Source organism: Pectobacterium sp. S5 (assembly GCF_051707265.1).
Lineage (GTDB): Bacteria > Pseudomonadota > Gammaproteobacteria > Enterobacterales > Enterobacteriaceae > Pectobacterium > Pectobacterium polare.
In genome coordinates this window covers 181,699-197,063 of record NZ_JAULSZ010000001.1, presented here as the reverse complement: position 1 = coordinate 197,063, position 15,365 = coordinate 181,699, and the positions used below count along the sequence as shown (strand labels likewise).

The 15,365-nt window shown below is 49.0% G+C and carries 16 protein-coding genes and 1 pseudogene; 5 read left to right on the top strand and 12 right to left on the bottom strand.

Annotated elements, in window-relative coordinates; genetic code table 11:
* Nucleotides 1–7: 7 nt before the first annotated feature.
* From QWJ20_RS00950 to QWJ20_RS00925, 6 genes and pseudogenes are all read right to left on the bottom strand, one after another.
* Complete coding sequence (locus QWJ20_RS00950) at nucleotides 8–1,135, bottom strand: ABC transporter ATP-binding protein (RefSeq protein WP_039480550.1); 1,128 nt, start codon at nucleotides 1,133–1,135, stop codon at nucleotides 8–10.
* A gap of 13 nt (nucleotides 1,136–1,148) precedes the next feature.
* Nucleotides 1,149–2,054 carry a carbohydrate ABC transporter permease gene (locus QWJ20_RS00945; RefSeq protein WP_039480553.1) on the bottom strand — a complete coding sequence of 302 codons (906 nt, stop codon included), beginning with the start codon at nucleotides 2,052–2,054 and terminating at the stop codon, nucleotides 1,149–1,151.
* A complete protein-coding gene (locus QWJ20_RS00940; protein WP_039286676.1) occupies nucleotides 2,047–2,937 on the bottom strand; it encodes a carbohydrate ABC transporter permease in 891 nt (296 codons plus the stop codon). The genes QWJ20_RS00945 and QWJ20_RS00940 overlap by 8 nt, the downstream gene beginning before the upstream one ends.
* Before the next feature lie 47 nt (nucleotides 2,938–2,984).
* Nucleotides 2,985–4,616, bottom strand: coding sequence for a pectate disaccharide-lyase PelW (gene pelW / locus QWJ20_RS00935; protein WP_433991650.1), 1,632 nt, complete (start codon nucleotides 4,614–4,616; stop codon nucleotides 2,985–2,987).
* Between the two features lie 273 nt (nucleotides 4,617–4,889).
* Nucleotides 4,890–5,651, bottom strand: a complete 762-nt coding sequence (gene kduD, locus QWJ20_RS00930; protein WP_044207793.1) for a 2-dehydro-3-deoxy-D-gluconate 5-dehydrogenase KduD — start codon at nucleotides 5,649–5,651, stop codon at nucleotides 4,890–4,892.
* Nucleotides 5,652–5,734: 83 nt separating this feature from the next.
* Nucleotides 5,735–5,943 (bottom strand): annotated as a pseudogene (locus QWJ20_RS00925) (5-dehydro-4-deoxy-D-glucuronate isomerase); the annotation flags it as partial.
* A gap of 312 nt (nucleotides 5,944–6,255) precedes the next feature.
* Here QWJ20_RS00925 and QWJ20_RS00920 point away from each other — a divergent pair.
* Nucleotides 6,256–6,588 (top strand): cupin domain-containing protein, encoded by a 333-nt coding sequence (locus tag QWJ20_RS00920; protein WP_010275594.1) that lies wholly within the window; start codon nucleotides 6,256–6,258, stop codon nucleotides 6,586–6,588.
* Nucleotides 6,589–6,696: 108 nt separating this feature from the next.
* On the opposite strand, the gene hxpB is transcribed toward QWJ20_RS00920, so the two are convergent.
* Nucleotides 6,697–7,362 (bottom strand): hexitol phosphatase HxpB, encoded by a 666-nt coding sequence (hxpB, locus tag QWJ20_RS00915; protein WP_095699362.1) that lies wholly within the window; start codon nucleotides 7,360–7,362, stop codon nucleotides 6,697–6,699.
* Nucleotides 7,363–7,669: 307 nt separating this feature from the next.
* On the opposite strand from hxpB, the gene QWJ20_RS00910 reads away from it, so the two are divergent.
* On the top strand, nucleotides 7,670–8,218 hold the full coding sequence (locus QWJ20_RS00910; protein WP_044207798.1) for a YniB family protein: 549 nt from the start codon (nucleotides 7,670–7,672) through the stop codon (nucleotides 8,216–8,218).
* An 86-nt stretch (nucleotides 8,219–8,304) separates the two neighbouring features.
* Here QWJ20_RS00910 and QWJ20_RS00905 read toward each other — a convergent pair whose 3' ends face one another.
* The 5 genes from QWJ20_RS00905 to QWJ20_RS00885 form a co-directional block, all read right to left on the bottom strand.
* Nucleotides 8,305–9,165, bottom strand: coding sequence for a fructosamine kinase family protein (locus QWJ20_RS00905; RefSeq protein WP_174865672.1), 861 nt, complete (start codon nucleotides 9,163–9,165; stop codon nucleotides 8,305–8,307).
* Nucleotides 9,166–9,563: 398 nt separating this feature from the next.
* A complete protein-coding gene (locus QWJ20_RS00900; protein WP_433991649.1) occupies nucleotides 9,564–10,421 on the bottom strand; it encodes a metal ABC transporter permease in 858 nt (285 codons plus the stop codon).
* Nucleotides 10,418–11,281, bottom strand: coding sequence for a metal ABC transporter permease (locus QWJ20_RS00895; protein ID WP_433991648.1), 864 nt, complete (start codon nucleotides 11,279–11,281; stop codon nucleotides 10,418–10,420). The genes QWJ20_RS00900 and QWJ20_RS00895 overlap by 4 nt, the downstream gene beginning before the upstream one ends.
* Nucleotides 11,281–12,171: a manganese/iron ABC transporter ATP-binding protein gene (locus QWJ20_RS00890; protein ID WP_095699366.1), complete on the bottom strand. Its 891-nt coding sequence runs from the start codon at nucleotides 12,169–12,171 to the stop codon at nucleotides 11,281–11,283. Before QWJ20_RS00890 ends, QWJ20_RS00895 begins: the two co-directional genes overlap by 1 nt.
* Entirely contained in the window at nucleotides 12,168–13,082 is a 915-nt protein-coding gene (locus tag QWJ20_RS00885; RefSeq protein WP_109410959.1) for a metal ABC transporter substrate-binding protein, read from the bottom strand. Before QWJ20_RS00885 ends, QWJ20_RS00890 begins: the two co-directional genes overlap by 4 nt.
* Before the next feature lie 949 nt (nucleotides 13,083–14,031).
* Between QWJ20_RS00885 and QWJ20_RS00880 the strand changes: the two genes are divergently transcribed.
* From QWJ20_RS00880 to rlmA, 3 genes are all read left to right on the top strand, one after another.
* Nucleotides 14,032–14,148: a DUF2627 domain-containing protein gene (locus QWJ20_RS00880; RefSeq protein WP_085996916.1), complete on the top strand. Its 117-nt coding sequence runs from the start codon at nucleotides 14,032–14,034 to the stop codon at nucleotides 14,146–14,148.
* Nucleotides 14,149–14,189: 41 nt separating this feature from the next.
* Nucleotides 14,190–14,399 (top strand): transcription antiterminator/RNA stability regulator CspE, encoded by a 210-nt coding sequence (cspE, locus tag QWJ20_RS00875; RefSeq protein WP_005968829.1) that lies wholly within the window; start codon nucleotides 14,190–14,192, stop codon nucleotides 14,397–14,399.
* Nucleotides 14,400–14,527: 128 nt separating this feature from the next.
* On the top strand, nucleotides 14,528–15,361 hold the full coding sequence (gene rlmA / locus QWJ20_RS00870) for a 23S rRNA (guanine(745)-N(1))-methyltransferase (protein WP_433991647.1): 834 nt from the start codon (nucleotides 14,528–14,530) through the stop codon (nucleotides 15,359–15,361).
* Nucleotides 15,362–15,365 lie beyond the last annotated feature (4 nt).

The following is a 15,365-nucleotide window of genomic DNA, read 5'->3' as shown; positions in this document are numbered from 1 at the left end:
ACTCCTGTTAAAGAGAGATATTTTTTTCTGTTTTTGCATCAAAAATATGGCATTTTTCCATGTCGAACTGGAAATACACCGGACGATGCAGGCCCTTCTCAATAATCAGCCGACCTTCGTCATAAGGAATGCGGCTGGTTAATTCAAAGCCATCGACTTTAATGTACATAAAGAATTCGTGACCCATGTTTTCTACGCGAACCAGCTCACCCTGTGAGTGGCTGCCTTCAAATGGCGTATCTGACACGGAAACATAGTCTGGGCGAACGCCGAAGAATACGTCTTGTCCTACATAGCTGCGGACTTTGTCTTGCTTCGCGCTGTTTAACACCAGCGCGTTATTACCCACTACAACGCCAATCTGACCGTCTTTCTCGACCAGTTTACACGGCTTAATGTTCATTTCTGGTGAGCCAATGAAGCCAGCAACGAACATGTTGACAGGGAAGTGGTACAGGTTATCCGGCGTATCGACCTGCATGATGTGACCGAGTTTCATGACGCAGATACGGTCGCCCATGGTCATTGCTTCAGTCTGATCGTGGGTAACATAGACCGTTGTTGCTGCTTTACCGCTTTTCTTCAACTGCTTATGCAGGTCAGAAATACGGATACGCATCGAAGCACGCAGTTTCGCATCCAGGTTAGACAATGGTTCGTCAAACAGGAACACATCTGGTTTTTTAACGATGGCGCGGCCTACGGCCACACGCTGTGCCTGACCACCAGACAGCTGGCGCGGCAGGCGGTCCATCAGGTCTTCCAGCTCCAGAATTTTGGACGCTTCAGCGACCTGCGCTTCAATTTGCTCTTTAGGCAGTTTGCTCAGCTTCAGACCAAACGCCAGATTCTCTTTTACCGTCATGTGAGGGTAGAGGGCGTAGTTCTGGAACACCATGGCAATCCCACGCTCTTTTGGCGCCAGATTGTTAACAACGCGCTCGCCGATACGGACTTCACCGCCGCTGATGGTTTCCAGACCCGCCAGCATACGCAGCGTAGTGGATTTCGCACAGCCAGACGGGCCGACGATAACCATGAATTCACCATCTTTAATGGTCAGGTCGATGCCGTGAACCGCTTTGAAACCGTTGGTGTATACTTTTTCCAACTTTTTGAAAATAACTTCAGCCATGATAAATCCTCTATTAACCTTTAATTCCGCTGCTGGTCACGCCTTGTACGAAGTAACGCTGTGCCAGGAAGAAAACAATAATGGATGGCAGAATGGAGATGCTGGACATGGCCAGGATTTCATTCCACGGAGCGCCTTCAGTAACGTCGATAGACATTTTCAGCGCCAGCGCAATCGGATATTTATCCACGCTATAGACATAAATCAGCGGACCGATGAAGTCGTTCATTGACCACATGAACTGGAACAGCGCAACAGAGATGATGGCTGGTTTCAGAATCGGCACGACCACATACCACAGCACCTGGAAGGAGTTACAGCCATCGATCTGGGCAGCTTCTTCCATATCACGTGGTACACCACGCAGGAACTGGATCAGCATGAACACAAAGAACCCTTGTGTTGCAAACGCCAGCGGCAAATACAGTGGTAGATAGCTGTTCAGCATGCCCATTTCACGGAACATGAGGTACTGCGGAATCAACAGTACGGTGCTTGGCAACAGCATGGTGGTAATCAGCGTGGCAAACCAGAAGTTCTTCCACGGAATGTCAAAGCGAGCGAAGCCATAAGCCACAATCACCGAGGAGATGACGGTCAGAACCACTTTCGGAATCACATACTGGAAAGTGTTAATCATGTAGTGACCGAAGTTATATTCCGTACCGGTTTTCCAACCGTTAACGAAACCGTCCCAGGTGGCATGTTCTGGCCACAGGCCCAGTGTCGTGAAGATCTCGTGGTTCGGTTTGAACGACGCTGAGAACATCCACGCCAGTGGGTAAAGCATCAGCAAGCCAACGAACAGCAGAACCACGTAACGGATGGTGGCACTGAGTTTCTCTTTACGCAGCGTACGGCGTACTTCTGCAGCGGCAATTTCTTGTGCTGTAGTCAGGTTTGAATGCATGTCAGCCATTTTTTCCTCCTTTATCAGCGGAGTAGAACACCCAGTATTTCGACGACTTAAAGGAGATAGACGCAAATACCGCAACAACCAGGAACAGAACCCATGCCAAGGCAGCACCGTAGCCCATATCGAAATACTTGAACGCCGTATCATAGATATAGAGTGAGAACAGGTAGGTATAGTGCGTTGGACCGCCGCCAGTAATGACGTAAGGGGCCGTAAACTCCTGGAATGCCTGAGTGGTCTGCATGATAAAGTTAAAGAAAATAACCGGTGTAATCAGCGGTACCGTTACTTTCAGGAACATTTGCCATTTGGATGCACCGTCGATCATGGCGGCTTCATACTGTGATTGCGGAACGTTCTGCAATGCAGCCAGGAAGATAACCATGGCGGAACCAAACTGCCATACGCGCAGCAGGGTTACCGACATCAGTGCCAGCGACGGTTCGCCCAGCCAGTTGATGGCGTCAAAGCCAAATACGCCGAGGAAGCTGTTCAGCAAGCCATCGATGGCGAACAGAGCACGCCACAGAACGGCGATTGCCACGCTGCTACCCAGAATAGAAGGCACATAGTAAGCAGTACGGAAGAAACCGATACCACGTAATTTGAAATTAAGTACAAACGCAATTAACAGTGCGAAGATTAATTTCAATGGAATGGTCAGAAATACATAGGCAAAGGTGACGCCCATTGATTTCCAAAAGAGATCATCCTCCATGAACATACGGTGATAGTTCTCAAGACCCGTAAATTCAGGCGGATTTATCAAATCATACTCAGTAAAACTGAGGATAAATGACGAAACAAAGGGGAAAGCGGTAAAAACTATCAGCCCTATAATATAGGGGGAGATATAGGCTAACCCCAGCATTCTGTTTTCATTCATAATGCTTACCTATTGATTAATTGTGAACCATTAAAAAAAACATAAAATTAAGCTGTTAATAACTCTGGATAAATTAATTCCACGTCATAAACAATTCTATTTTCCCCGTTAACGTGAAAATCACCGTGAACATATCCACCTTGTGTCAGATACGGCGGGATATCGTTTAATTTGTTGCGACAAGCGGCAACGAAAGTCAGTAAAGCCAGCGGATAGCTATCATCCAGACGAACATAACGATGCTGTGCGGAGCGAACGAACAAACCACGATGGAAGTGTTGTTCAAACAAAACGCCAGCCAACTGCGCGGCGTAATGTGCCCAGGATTCTGATTGTTTGTGATCGGCCAGTTCAATGACGGTCAACAAGAGTAACGGGCTGGCGATGTGCTGAATGTCTTCTTTGTTCAGCCGCGTCAGCATGGTGTTAACCAGAGCGTACAGGTCCTCATCGCCACTCAGACGATAAGCACGAACCAGCGGTAATAAATAATCACCTTCTAATGCAAACGGTTTTAATTCCGTTCCCGCTTTGCCGTAATAGCCATCGCGTTTAAAACGGTAGCCTGTCATGTCCTGGCCGTTGTTCCACATTGGGCGCAACGTGTTGCTGGTGACATCGTAGGCGTACTGATAATAATTTTTTAACCCTGAAATAACCCAGTCCAGCATTTCTGCATCAGGCTGCGTGCGGAGAATATCCAGCATTGCCAGTGGGTTATCAATCAGCAGTGGGCGCATATCACGGAACAGCACATTGGCTTCACGCGCGATTTCACCGAACTCTGGGCCAAACTGGCGTTGGGCGCGATCGCCAAACCAGGACTGCGTCTGGTTATCGTCTTCCGGCACCGGTTGGCGCTGCTGTGGTGAACTGAACTGATACACGGGCATACCGGTTTCTGGGTTGCGGGCCAAAACATATTGGCGATAAAGATGCTTACCCCAGGCCGCTGCGTGGCTATCGCCCGTGTATTCTGCGTATTTGAACGCGGCGTAAATCAGGTCTGTGCCAGCATTAACAAAAGTCAGCCCTTTCGTTAATGGCAGAACAGGCCACTGTGCCGGATTGACAACATCATGGCGGGCATGCAGGAACACATTTGGATCGCGTTTTTTGCTGTAATCACCATGACGACCCAGATCCAGAGAATCCCAGTCTTCAACGTGTGCGTTCCAGAAACCCTGAAAGAAATTCAGCGTTTTTTCCGCATTAACACGATGCAACAACGCGTAATAGGGCAGGTGGTGTTTTAATTCATGCACCTGAGCTTTGGATTCTGGCCCTTCGCCTGCCAGCGTATCCAGGTTAATAAAGCGGTGACCGCCCCAGAAGAACAGGCCGCTATTATCATCAACGAAATGATCCAGGAAATATTCGCTTTGTGCGATAGCGTGCTGCTGGTAACTCTCATTACCCGTAACGACGCTCATGGCACACAGCGTTCTTAGCCAATTTTGCTGGCTGGCAAAATTAGAAATAGGTGCGCTATGTCCATCTGGGAATTTCCACATCGCAGGTGCATAATTTTCCACATCAAAACCGTCAGCCAATAATAATGTCGGCTGACTTTGGCTGCGGCCTTTATCCTGAACGCAGGCAATGTGGCTATCGAGTGCTGCAACCCATTCGTCGAGCTGCGATTTCCTGCTGGTGTATAAGCTTTCAAAAATACTCATGGAGTACCTTCTTATGGAACCGTGTGAACAGTTCCTTATAAATAGAAACACTGTTTTGATTGATTATATTGCGCTATTAACCTTGTCGTCATGCACGCAATATCGAAAGTGTGATCAAAGTCGGAACGTTGTTTTGATTTTTTTTAAGAAAGGATTTTGGCAGGAGAAAGAATCATGAAAAACGAAATAACAACTTGAAAAACAAATAAAAAGCACAACCGAAATTGTGCTTTTTATCGTAGGTTGGCGAAATGCCGCTAAGAAAAATTTCCCTTAGCGAGCCAGCCAGCCACCATCAACGGCAATCGTGTAACCATTGATGTAGTCAGATGCGCTGGATGCCAGGAAGACGGACGGGCCCATCAGATCCTGTGGCAAGCCCCAACGGCCAGCTGGGATACGATCCAGAATTTCTTTGCTGCGTTCTTCATCGGCGCGCAGTTGCTGGGTATTGTTGGTAGCCATATATCCCGGTGCAATTGCGTTGACGTTGATACCGTGTTTTGCCCACTCGTTCGCCATCAGACGGGTTACGCCCATAACGGCGCTTTTTGATGCGGTGTAAGAAGGAACGCGGATACCACCCTGGAAGGACAGCATAGAAGCGATATTGATGATCTTACCGCCTTTACCTTGCTTGATGAACTGGCGAGCAACGGTCTGAGACATAAAGAAAACGCTCTTAATGTTCAGGTTCATTACGTCGTCCCAGTTTTTCTCGCTGAACTCGATCGCATCTTCACGACGGATGATACCGGCGTTGTTGACCAGAATGTCAACGTGACCAAATTCAGCAACAGCTTTCTCTACCAGCTCTGCATGACCAGAGACATTGCTCATGTCGGCGGTCAGGCTGAGGAAACGGCGTCCCAGTGCGGTGACTTTTTCGATAGTGTCTTTCGGTTCAACGATGTTGACGCCGACGATATCACAGCCTGCTTGTGCCAGACCGATAGCCATGCCTTGACCCAAACCCGTATCACAACCCGTGATCAGAGCAACTTTACCTTGCAAATCAAAAGAATTTAAAATCATATCTGTAATCTCTCTATAAGCGACAAAATACTTAGTCGTTAGCTGTTACTGTAGGGAACACCGGTAATTCCGGTTGAAAGCGATTAACGTAACTCGCTAACCTTGACGTGATCCATGTCACCGAAAACGTGATTCTCGCCAACCATGCCCCAGATAAAGGTGTAGCGTCTGGTGCTAACACCGGAATGAATCGACCAGATCGGTGAAATCACCGCCCGCTCGTTTTTTATTACGCTATGACGGGTTTCCTACTGCTGCCCATCATGTGGAAAACTGCCGTTTCATTACTAACCGTTCTTGGTGAAAGCGCCGGGCGAAACAGATAATGTTGCGTGGCAGTGACAACGTCACCTGTTCCTCAACCTGCCCGGTTCTTTCTTGTTATGCGGGATGATAGTTTGGATGGGATGCGAATTCAATAAAAATGAAATAATGTTTTATTTATTTCTTGAGGGCCGTCATGGTTTTGCTTATTTTATGTTTCTTCTGGTACTGATGTGGCTAAAATGTCGCAATCCATAGTCATACCCTTGTTGTCGGTCGTGCACGGTTTGTTGACGCAATAAAAGGTATGGGCAATAAAAGCGTTAGAGGAGAGATGATGATGAGAAGATACTTTATTGATGATGAAACGCCATGGGAAGAGTTGGGCGGTGGCATTAAACGTAAAATCATGACCTGGAGCGATGAGCTGATGATGGTTTACGTGCACTTTGATAAAGGTGCGATTGGTACGCCACACTTCCATGAGATTCACGATCAGATTGCTTATGTTGCCGCTGGCAGCTTTGAAGTGGTGATCGAAGGCGAGAAACGTATCCTGAAAACCGGCGACGCCTATCTGGCGGTGAAAAACGAGATGCATGGCGTGGTCTCGCTGGAAGACGGCAGCGTTCTGATCGATGCTTTCTCGCCTAAGCGAGCAGATTTCCTGTAATGCCTCAAAGCGTGGTCAGCTAATAGACTGGCCACGCTTTCGTCATATCCCGCGATGTTTGTTTTCTATTCTTTTACTTCTTTATTCCTAATTCCTACACCCAAATTTCTAGACTACGTGTTTAGCGGCAAGCTGATTCAGAGAATCCAGCTTATAATCGGCCAGCGCCCAGCGTGCGTCATCGCGAAACTCAGCCTGTGGAATAACGATTGAACGCATGCGTGCCGCCTTGGTTGCGATCATGCCGTTCACTGAATCTTCCAGCGTCACACATTGTGTCGGAGGAACACCGAGTCCGTTTGCTGCATTCAAATACACTTCTGGATGAGGCTTGCTATACGGCAGCGTCTCGGCTGACATTAAGACATCAAAGTAGTGTTCCAGATTAAACATTCGCAGCACCTGCTGCTGCATGTGAAGCGGCGAAGCGGAAGCCAGCCCGATTTTGAGATTCTGTTCACGACACAGTTGCAACGCGTGTTCGACACCGGGCAGGAGGGGACGCTGTTCGGCAACGAGTTCAATGGCGCGATCGATAATGCGGCGGACAACCTCGTCCCGGCTTGGTGTCGCCCAGGGGGAATGTTGATACCAGAGTTCGACCACCATATCGATGCGTAAACCCAGAGTATCTTTCATGGATTCTCGTCGTGAAATATCGACGCCAAGCGAGGCGATAACCTCCAGTTCGGCTTTGTCCCACAACGGTTCTGAATCAATCAGCAGCCCATCCATATCGAAAATCGCCGCTCGTATAGAAGAATCAAAGGACATACCACTGGCTCCGTCAGCAAAGGAAAAGAAAATTTACTGGTAAACTATACCCTAAATAAGTCGAGTTGCAGGGCGCTACGCGAGCATTTTGAACAACGTGAAGCGCTGGACCAGTGGGGAGAGGCACTTGGAAGGGCTGAGTGACAGCCAACGTACACGCAGCGTGATGTATGACGGAGTAAACCGCTATTGTGGCCGATCAGGCGGTGCGGGAGATAAAGTGTTGACTGCGCGTAAAGTTACAGTAGGCTACCCGTCGTACTAAAACGATACATTACCGATGTTGCGTCGCTAAGAAGGGGTTCTCATGACGTATCAACAGGCTGGCCGTATTGCCGTCGTTAAACGCATTGCCGGATGGATCCTTTTTATTCCCGCGCTGCTTTCAACCTTCGTCTCGCTAGCTAATTATCTCTACGCTTATACCCAGAAAAAACAGGGCATTGACGCTGTTCTTCTGGATTTTGTGCACCTGATGGTCGACATGGTGCGCTTTAATACGCCTTTCCTGAACATTTTTTGGTACAACTCGCCAGTACCGGATTTCACGCGTTTTTTCAGTGGGGCGACGCTGATGTTTTGGCTGATCTACATCCTGATTTTTATTGGCCTGGCTTTGCAAGTTTCGGGTGCCCGGATGTCGCGTCAGGCGAAGACCATTAAGGAAGGCATTGAAGATCAACTGATTCTGGAAAAAATGAAAGGTGATGGCGGGAATACGCGTGAGACGCTGGAATCACGTGTTATTGTTCCTGGACACTCGATTTTTGTGCAATTCTTTCCGCTTTATATCCTGCCAGTGATTATCGCGGGTATTGGCTACCTGGTGTTACGTTTACTTGGGTTGCCAGTCTGATTGACGGTCTGGCGCAACGATTGCGCCAGACGCCGTATTCTTCTCATTTTTAGATCAAGCCCTCATCTAAGTGCCACCGTCTCGCCTTAGATCAACAACTGCTGCTCAATGAGCTGTTGTGCCTCAACAATATGTTTACCACCGAAAAGATTGGCCCGGTTAAGCAGATAATAAATCTGGTAAATGGGCTGGCGATCGATAAAGCCTTTATCCAGCGGCCACACGCTTTGGTAACCATCATAAATCTGTGGGGGCAGGGCCGGATAGCGCGGCAGCATCGCTAAATCACATTCTCTGTCTCCCCAATAGCAGGCCGGATCGAACAGATAAGCGCCATCCTGACTATTCGCACAATTATCTGGCCATAGGTCACCGTGCAAGAGCGACGGCTGAGGCTGATGTCCTGCCAGACGTTCCTCAACGCGTGCGATCAGCGTTTCAATGTGACCAAAATGCATCCCTTTTTCTGCCGCCAGCTGTAATTGCCAGCCAATACGCTGTTCGGCAAAAAAGGTCGCCCAGCGCCGCTGCCAGCTGTTTGGCTGCGGCGTTGTTGAGAGGTCGTTATCGAAATCCAGCCCAAATTGCGGCTGGTCGCTCCATTGATGCAGGCGTGCTAACTGTTCACCCAGGCACCAGGCGCTGTGCGCATCCAACGGTTTGACGGGAAGATATTGCAGAAGCAGGAAACTGTTATCGCGTGAGCTACCGACACCATAGACGGTGGGTACACGCACTGCATTGCTGCGGCTCAGCAAATGAAGTTGATCGGCTTCAGCCGTGAATTTGGTCAGCATTTCACGACTATCGCATTTTACGAAGACGTCGTGCTCGCCGTAGCGGACGTACCAGGCGGGATGTATTTCACCGCCGGATAATTCTCGACGCTCCTGAATATCCGCAGCACCGTGATGTTCTTCCAAAAGTCGGCTGATAGCTTGCCACATAAGGTCATCCTCCCGTTGATGTTGCCAGATACCCTGCTATTCACTGAGGCGATTTGTTTACGGTAACCCATTGAGCGCAATAAAAATGGAATCTATACCTCAAATAATTCGAGTTGCAGGAAGGCGGCAATAGAATGAATCCCGATGAGCTTACTCATGTAAGTGATTCGGGTGAGTGAACGCAGCCAACGCACATGCAGCTTGAAGTATTACAGGTATATAGCACAGTGATAACCGATAGGCGGTGATAGCGAGAAACAAGTATAGCCGGAATTAAAAATAGCGGGGTTAGGATGACGCTCAATCTGCTGGATGAAGAAATGAAATCGCAGATTAATGACGTAACCAGCGGTTGTTTTCCGGTTACGTCATGCTAAGGGACTTGTAGAGAGAAAGGATTACAGCGTGTCGGTGGCAACCTGAGAGGTTGCCTGACGACGCAGTTTAAGCTGGTGGTAGGTCAGCGCTAGCGTAAAGAACAGTGCCTGAACGATGACGATGCAAGGGCCTGTGGCACCATCGATGTAGAAGCTGATCAGTGTGCCAGCAATACAGGAAATGACGGAAACCAGCGTGGCGACGAGAACCATCCGCTCGAAGCGCTTACAGACCATGAAGGCAATAATGCCAGGCGCAATCAGCATCGCGATCACCAGAATAACGCCGACGGCCTGTAATGATGCAACGATGGTCATCGCCAGCAGACTCAGTAATCCGTAGTGCAGCAGCTTAACGGGCAGGCCGATAACGCGGGCATGATTGGGATCGAAGCAGTACAGCATGAAATCTCGGCGCTTTAGCAAGATGACGGCCAGCGTCACCCCGGCAATCAGTAAGATTTGCGTCAGCTCTTGTTGAGTGATGCCCAGCACGTTACCAAACAGAATATGGTTCAGGTGCTGATCGGTATCGATGCGCGCAAACATCACGAGCCCCAGTGCAAACATACCGGAAAAAATGATCCCCATTACCGTGTCTTCTTTGACCCGGCTGTGTTCTTTCACGTATCCCGTTGCTACCGCACAAAAAATACCGGAAACGAAAGCTCCGATGACCAGCGGGATCCCCAGTAAGAACGCAACAACGATACCGGGCAGCACGGCATGGGAAATGGCATCACCCATTAGCGACCAGCCTTTCAGCACCAGATAGCACGACAGCACGGCGCAGACCGTACCGGTGACCACAGCGGCGAGTAGCGCACGCTGCATGAACGGGTAGGTCAGGGGATCGATGAGCCAGCTAATGAGCGTCATAGTGCATCTCCTGATTGATCGCGTAACCGCAGACGGCGCGAGGCCAGCAACCCATGCTTAGGTGCGAAGACAAATGCCAACAGGAAGACGACGGTTTGCAACGTGACAATCACGCCGCCGGTTGCACCATCAAGGAAGAAGCTCAGATACGCCCCGACCGCGCTGGTGATCGCGCCCAGTGCAATAGCAATCACAACCAGACGACCAAATCGGTCGGTGAGCAAGTAAGCTGTGGCACCTGGTGTAATCACCATCGCAATGACCAAAATTGCACCGACGGTTTGCAGCGCCGCGACAGTACAGGCACTCAGCAGCGTAAAGAACAGAATTTTCAGCTTCAGTGGGGAAAGGCCGATCGAGCGGGCATGGTTCTCATCAAAAAACACAGCCAGCAGATCCTTCCACAGCAGGCAGAGAATCACGAACGTCACGCCGATGATGATTTCAACTTGCAGGACATCTTCGTCGGCGATGCCCAAAATATTGCCGAAAATGATGGACTGCACGTTAACCGATGTTGGGTTGAGCGAAATAATCAGCAGGCCGACAGCGAAAAACGTCGAGAAAATAAAGCCGATAATCGCATCTTCGCGCAATCGGGTAATGTGACGGATGAGGGACATTGCCAGTGCGGCGAGCATACCGGTGAAAAATGCACCCGCCGCATAGGGCAGGCCCAGAGCATAGGCTCCTGCAACACCGGGGACGACAGAGTGGGAGAGCGCATCGCCCATCAACGACCAGCCTTTCAGCATCAGGTACGCCGAAAGAAAAGCACACACGCCGCCGACAATCGCGCTGACCCAGATCGCCTTGACCATGTAGTTATAGCTGAATGGCTGCAACAGGATATCGATCATCAGGGCTTTTTCTCCTCCGGTATCACGCGTGACGCAGGAGGATCGCTCTTGGTCGACCCATAGAACACGGCCGGACGCTCATCGTCTGTCAACACGGTCACCGAGCGGACATCATCATCATCGTGAAGATGAGATCCCCCGAGGTTGATGTGTCGCAGAACACCGCCGAATGTTTTCTCCAAATTGCTTTGGGTAAAGGTACTGTGCGTCGGTCCTGCGGCTAAAACGGTGCGATTAACCAAAATAACGTTGTCACAAAATTCAGGAACGCTACCGAGGTTATGGGTTGCCACCAGAATCAAATGCCCTTCATCACGCAAGGTGCGAAGCAGGTCGATAATGGCGTTCTCTGTCTTGACGTCTACGCCAGTAAAAGGCTCATCCAGCAGCAACACGCTGCCTTGTTGAGCCAGCGCCCGCGCCAGAAAGACGCGCTTTTTCTGTCCACCGGACAGTTCACCGATCTGGCGATGTTGCAGCGTCGATAGCCCGACGCGCTCCAGTGATTCCGCTACAATAGCGCGATCCTGTTTGCTGGGGATGCGCAGGAAGTTCATCCTTCCGTAGCGGCCCATCATGACCACGTCGGAAACCAAAACGGGGAAATTCCAGTCTACGTCTTCTGTTTGTGGAACATAGGCAACCAGATTCTGTTTCAGCGCTTGGTAGATCGGTTGCTGGTTGAGCAGTACCTGCCCTGAGGTTGGTTTGACCAACCCCATGATGCTTTTGAACAACGTCGACTTTCCGCTGCCGTTGACGCCAACCAAGGCGCAAATCGTTCCACCGGTCAGGGAAAAAGAAGCATGGCGAATAGCCTGATGCCCGTTGCTGTAAGTAACCGAAACATCATTGACGTCTAATGACTGTACTGCTCGATCACTACTCATTGATTAAATCCTTTAGCGATGGTCTCCACCGTCACTTGTAACAGGTCGATATAGGTCGGCACAGGGCCTTTCTCTGTAGACAGCGAATCAACATACAGCACGCCGCCATATTTCGCCCCGGTTTCTTTACTGACCTGCTTTGCTGGCTTATCGGAAATAGTACTTTCGCTGAATACGACAGGGATAGCCTTCTCTCGCACGGTATCAATAACACGACGAACCTGCTGCGGCGAACCTTGTTCGTCAGCATTGATTGGCCAGAGATAGACTTCATTGAACTGATAATCCTTCGCCAGATAGCTGAATGCGCCTTCACTGGTGACTAACCAGCGTTGTTGCTCTGGGATACGGGAGAGACGTTCACGCAGCGGCGCGTCGAGAGCCTTGATTTTTTCCGCATAGGCTTTGGCGTTACGGTTATACGTCTCTGCATTGGCGGGATCGGCTTGCACCAGACCTTTGCGGATATTTTCAATATAGATTAATGCATTGGAAGGGGACATCCAGGCATGCGGGTTTGGGTTGCCATTATAGGCACCTTCGCGGATAGGAAGCGGCGTGATGCCTTCCGTCACCACAACGGCCGGCACATTTTTCACGTTCTCGAAAAAGCGCGTAAACCAACGTTCGAGATTCATGCCGTTCCACAGCACCAACTGTGCAGACTGTGTTTTAACAATATCACGCGGTGTCGGTTGATAATCATGAATCTCCGCACCGGGTTTAGTAATGGACTCAACCGTCGCGGCATCGCCTGCAATATTCTGTGCGATATCCTGAATGATGGTAAAGGTCGTGATGACTTTAAGCTTTTCAGCCGCCTGAGCAGAGGTGCTGGCTAAAAGCAGTAAAGCGCACGGCAGCGCGATGCGACGGAATAGGGCAGGTAAATGAGCGTGAAAACCGATCATGCGGATATCCTTACAAACCGTGAAAGTGTTACTTGAGAATAATTATCAATATCATTTAAGTCAAGGGGCAGAAAAGGGCGGGGAATGAATATTGGAGGGTGTCTCATGACACAAGAAGTCACTGTTCGCAGGCACGTTGCACGCGCTTGCGCGGGTAAGGAACGCATCATGCTCCTTTGATAACAGAAATGTTGCTTTAATTTAATGAATCGTACTTAAGGTTACAACGAAAGTCTAACGGTAACGGTAGTGAACTGTCGCGCAACTATACATAGCTATACACATGGTGAAATTTACGCCAAAAAGCGAGATAAATCTTATGTCGCCTTAAGAAAGTTCTGATCTCTGCCGATAAACCATAAAGAATGTGAGTGATGTCTCTATTTTATACAAAAGGATTGTCAGTGATATGAGCACAAAATCAGAACGACGTTGGAAGTTGGCAAGTTTGGTCTTATTGACTTTTTTGATGGCATTAATTGTGCTATTGGTTCAAACCAGTTAATTCCCTGCGTAACGAAAGATTAGTCTATAAATAATTTCTATTATGTAATGTATTAATGCAAAAGATACAGATAGCATAAAAATGACAATCGATTTTAAACATTGATATAAGCGTGGCCGATGTCGGGCGCGCTTTTTTGTTAATGGTCAATATCTCTTCATATAAGCGCGTCAATTATAGCTTTTTGTTATGACTGCTGACGCCTCTGTGCCAGAAATGCGACGGTTGTCGCGTATTTTTTTGCATAATAGAATCTGAAGTACGCTTATTGTGCCGTGTTAGACGCCGCCTGTGAATATAGGTGTCAGCAAGCATTATCGTGTATTAATGAATCAAGGATGACGTGAATTTGTGCGGCATGTCCACGACTGATAAAAAAGCCCTTGCCATCGTTTACATAGTGTGCAATAACGCTTCTGGGTAAAACGAGGTACAGTTCTGTATATGAATGGCATTTTCAGTAAAGAAGACTTAAGTACAACCTTTAGTGTTGCATGCTGCTTCTCTGCCGATCCTTATCTTAGTGCCTCAAGCAGTAACGACTTTGGTTTGTCTGTATAACGCCTTTTTGGCGGTTTAAACAATTAAAGGAAATATTTGAAATGGCAAAGATTAAAGGTCAGGTTAAGTGGTTCAACGAGTCTAAAGGCTTTGGTTTCATCACTCCTGCTGACGGCAGCAAAGATGTATTCGTACACTTCTCTGCAATTCAAGGCAACGGCTTCAAAACTCTGGCTGAAGGCCAGAACGTAGAATTCGAAATTCAGGATGGCCAGAAAGGTCCTTCTGCAGTAAACGTCACTGCGCTGTAATTTTACAGCTCTGTTGCAAAACCCGCCATGGTGCGGGTTTTTTGTTGTCTGCGTTTTATCTACACCCGTAATACTTTTATCTACACGCATAATGCAATGAAGACGTTTTTAATGAGGAAAATGTGCCGATGAGTTATCAGTGTCCGCTATGCCAGTTACCTCTGGAGCGACACCCGCGGCAATGGACGTGTGGTAAACATAGTTTTGACCGTGCGAAAGAAGGGTACGTTAACCTGTTGCCGGTACAGTTTAAGCGTTCAAAGCAGCCTGGTGATAGCGCTGAAATGATGCAGGCGCGTCGCAGCTTTCTGGAGGCCGGTCATTATCAACCGCTACGTGACGCCGTTGCGCAGCACGTTGATCGTATTGTGACAGATGACGCTGCGGCGTTGTTGGATATCGGCTGTGGTGAAGGGTATTACACCGCAGAGTTTGCCCATCGTCTTACATCGCGCAGAACGATGACGATATACGGGCTGGATGTTTCCAAGGCGGCGATTCAGCGGGCGGCAAAGCGGTATGACAACGTTGAGTTTTGCGTCGCATCCAGCCAGCGACTGCCTTTCCAGGACCAATCCCTTGATGCTGTGGTAAAGATCTATGCGCCGTGTAATGACGCGGAATTGCAGCGCACCGTTAAGGTTGGCGGTTGGGTGGTGACGGTGTCTCCGGGGCCACGACATCTTTATCAACTGAAAGCAGAAGTCTACGATGAGGTGTTATTACACCCGAGTAAAGATGAAGTGCTCGCAGGTTTTCAGCTTATTGATCAGCAAACGCTCGCGTACCCAATGCAGTTATCTGGGAATGAGGCCACGGCGCTATTGCAAATGACGCCTTTTGCCTGGCGAGCAACGCCAGACGTTAGCGAGCGACTGCAAGCGGCCAGCGCGTTTAGTTGTGAAACGGATTTTATTATCCGCTTGCATCAGCGTGTTGATAGCGATGCGGTAGGTGCGTAATCAG

Coding starts and splice junctions, on each gene's coding strand:
- QWJ20_RS00940 (WP_039286676.1), bottom strand. CDS start 2,937: ATGAATGAAAACAGAATGCTGGGGTTAGCCTATATCTCCCCCTATATT.
- QWJ20_RS00895 (WP_433991648.1), bottom strand. CDS start 11,281: ATGATCGATATCCTGTTGCAGCCATTCAGCTATAACTACATGGTCAAG.
- QWJ20_RS00950 (WP_039480550.1), bottom strand. CDS start 1,135: ATGGCTGAAGTTATTTTCAAAAAGTTGGAAAAAGTATACACCAACGGT.
- pelW (WP_433991650.1), bottom strand. CDS start 4,616: ATGAGTATTTTTGAAAGCTTATACACCAGCAGGAAATCGCAGCTCGAC.
- QWJ20_RS00910 (WP_044207798.1), top strand. CDS start 7,670: ATGACGTATCAACAGGCTGGCCGTATTGCCGTCGTTAAACGCATTGCC.
- QWJ20_RS00945 (WP_039480553.1), bottom strand. CDS start 2,054: ATGGCTGACATGCATTCAAACCTGACTACAGCACAAGAAATTGCCGCT.
- QWJ20_RS00900 (WP_433991649.1), bottom strand. CDS start 10,421: ATGACGCTCATTAGCTGGCTCATCGATCCCCTGACCTACCCGTTCATG.
- QWJ20_RS00920 (WP_010275594.1), top strand. CDS start 6,256: ATGAGAAGATACTTTATTGATGATGAAACGCCATGGGAAGAGTTGGGC.
- cspE (WP_005968829.1), top strand. CDS start 14,190: ATGGCAAAGATTAAAGGTCAGGTTAAGTGGTTCAACGAGTCTAAAGGC.
- QWJ20_RS00885 (WP_109410959.1), bottom strand. CDS start 13,082: ATGATCGGTTTTCACGCTCATTTACCTGCCCTATTCCGTCGCATCGCG.
- QWJ20_RS00890 (WP_095699366.1), bottom strand. CDS start 12,171: ATGAGTAGTGATCGAGCAGTACAGTCATTAGACGTCAATGATGTTTCG.
- QWJ20_RS00880 (WP_085996916.1), top strand. CDS start 14,032: ATGAATGGCATTTTCAGTAAAGAAGACTTAAGTACAACCTTTAGTGTT.
- hxpB (WP_095699362.1), bottom strand. CDS start 7,362: ATGTCCTTTGATTCTTCTATACGAGCGGCGATTTTCGATATGGATGGG.
- kduD (WP_044207793.1), bottom strand. CDS start 5,651: ATGATTTTAAATTCTTTTGATTTGCAAGGTAAAGTTGCTCTGATCACG.
- rlmA (WP_433991647.1), top strand. CDS start 14,528: ATGAGTTATCAGTGTCCGCTATGCCAGTTACCTCTGGAGCGACACCCG.
- QWJ20_RS00905 (WP_174865672.1), bottom strand. CDS start 9,165: ATGTGGCAAGCTATCAGCCGACTTTTGGAAGAACATCACGGTGCTGCG.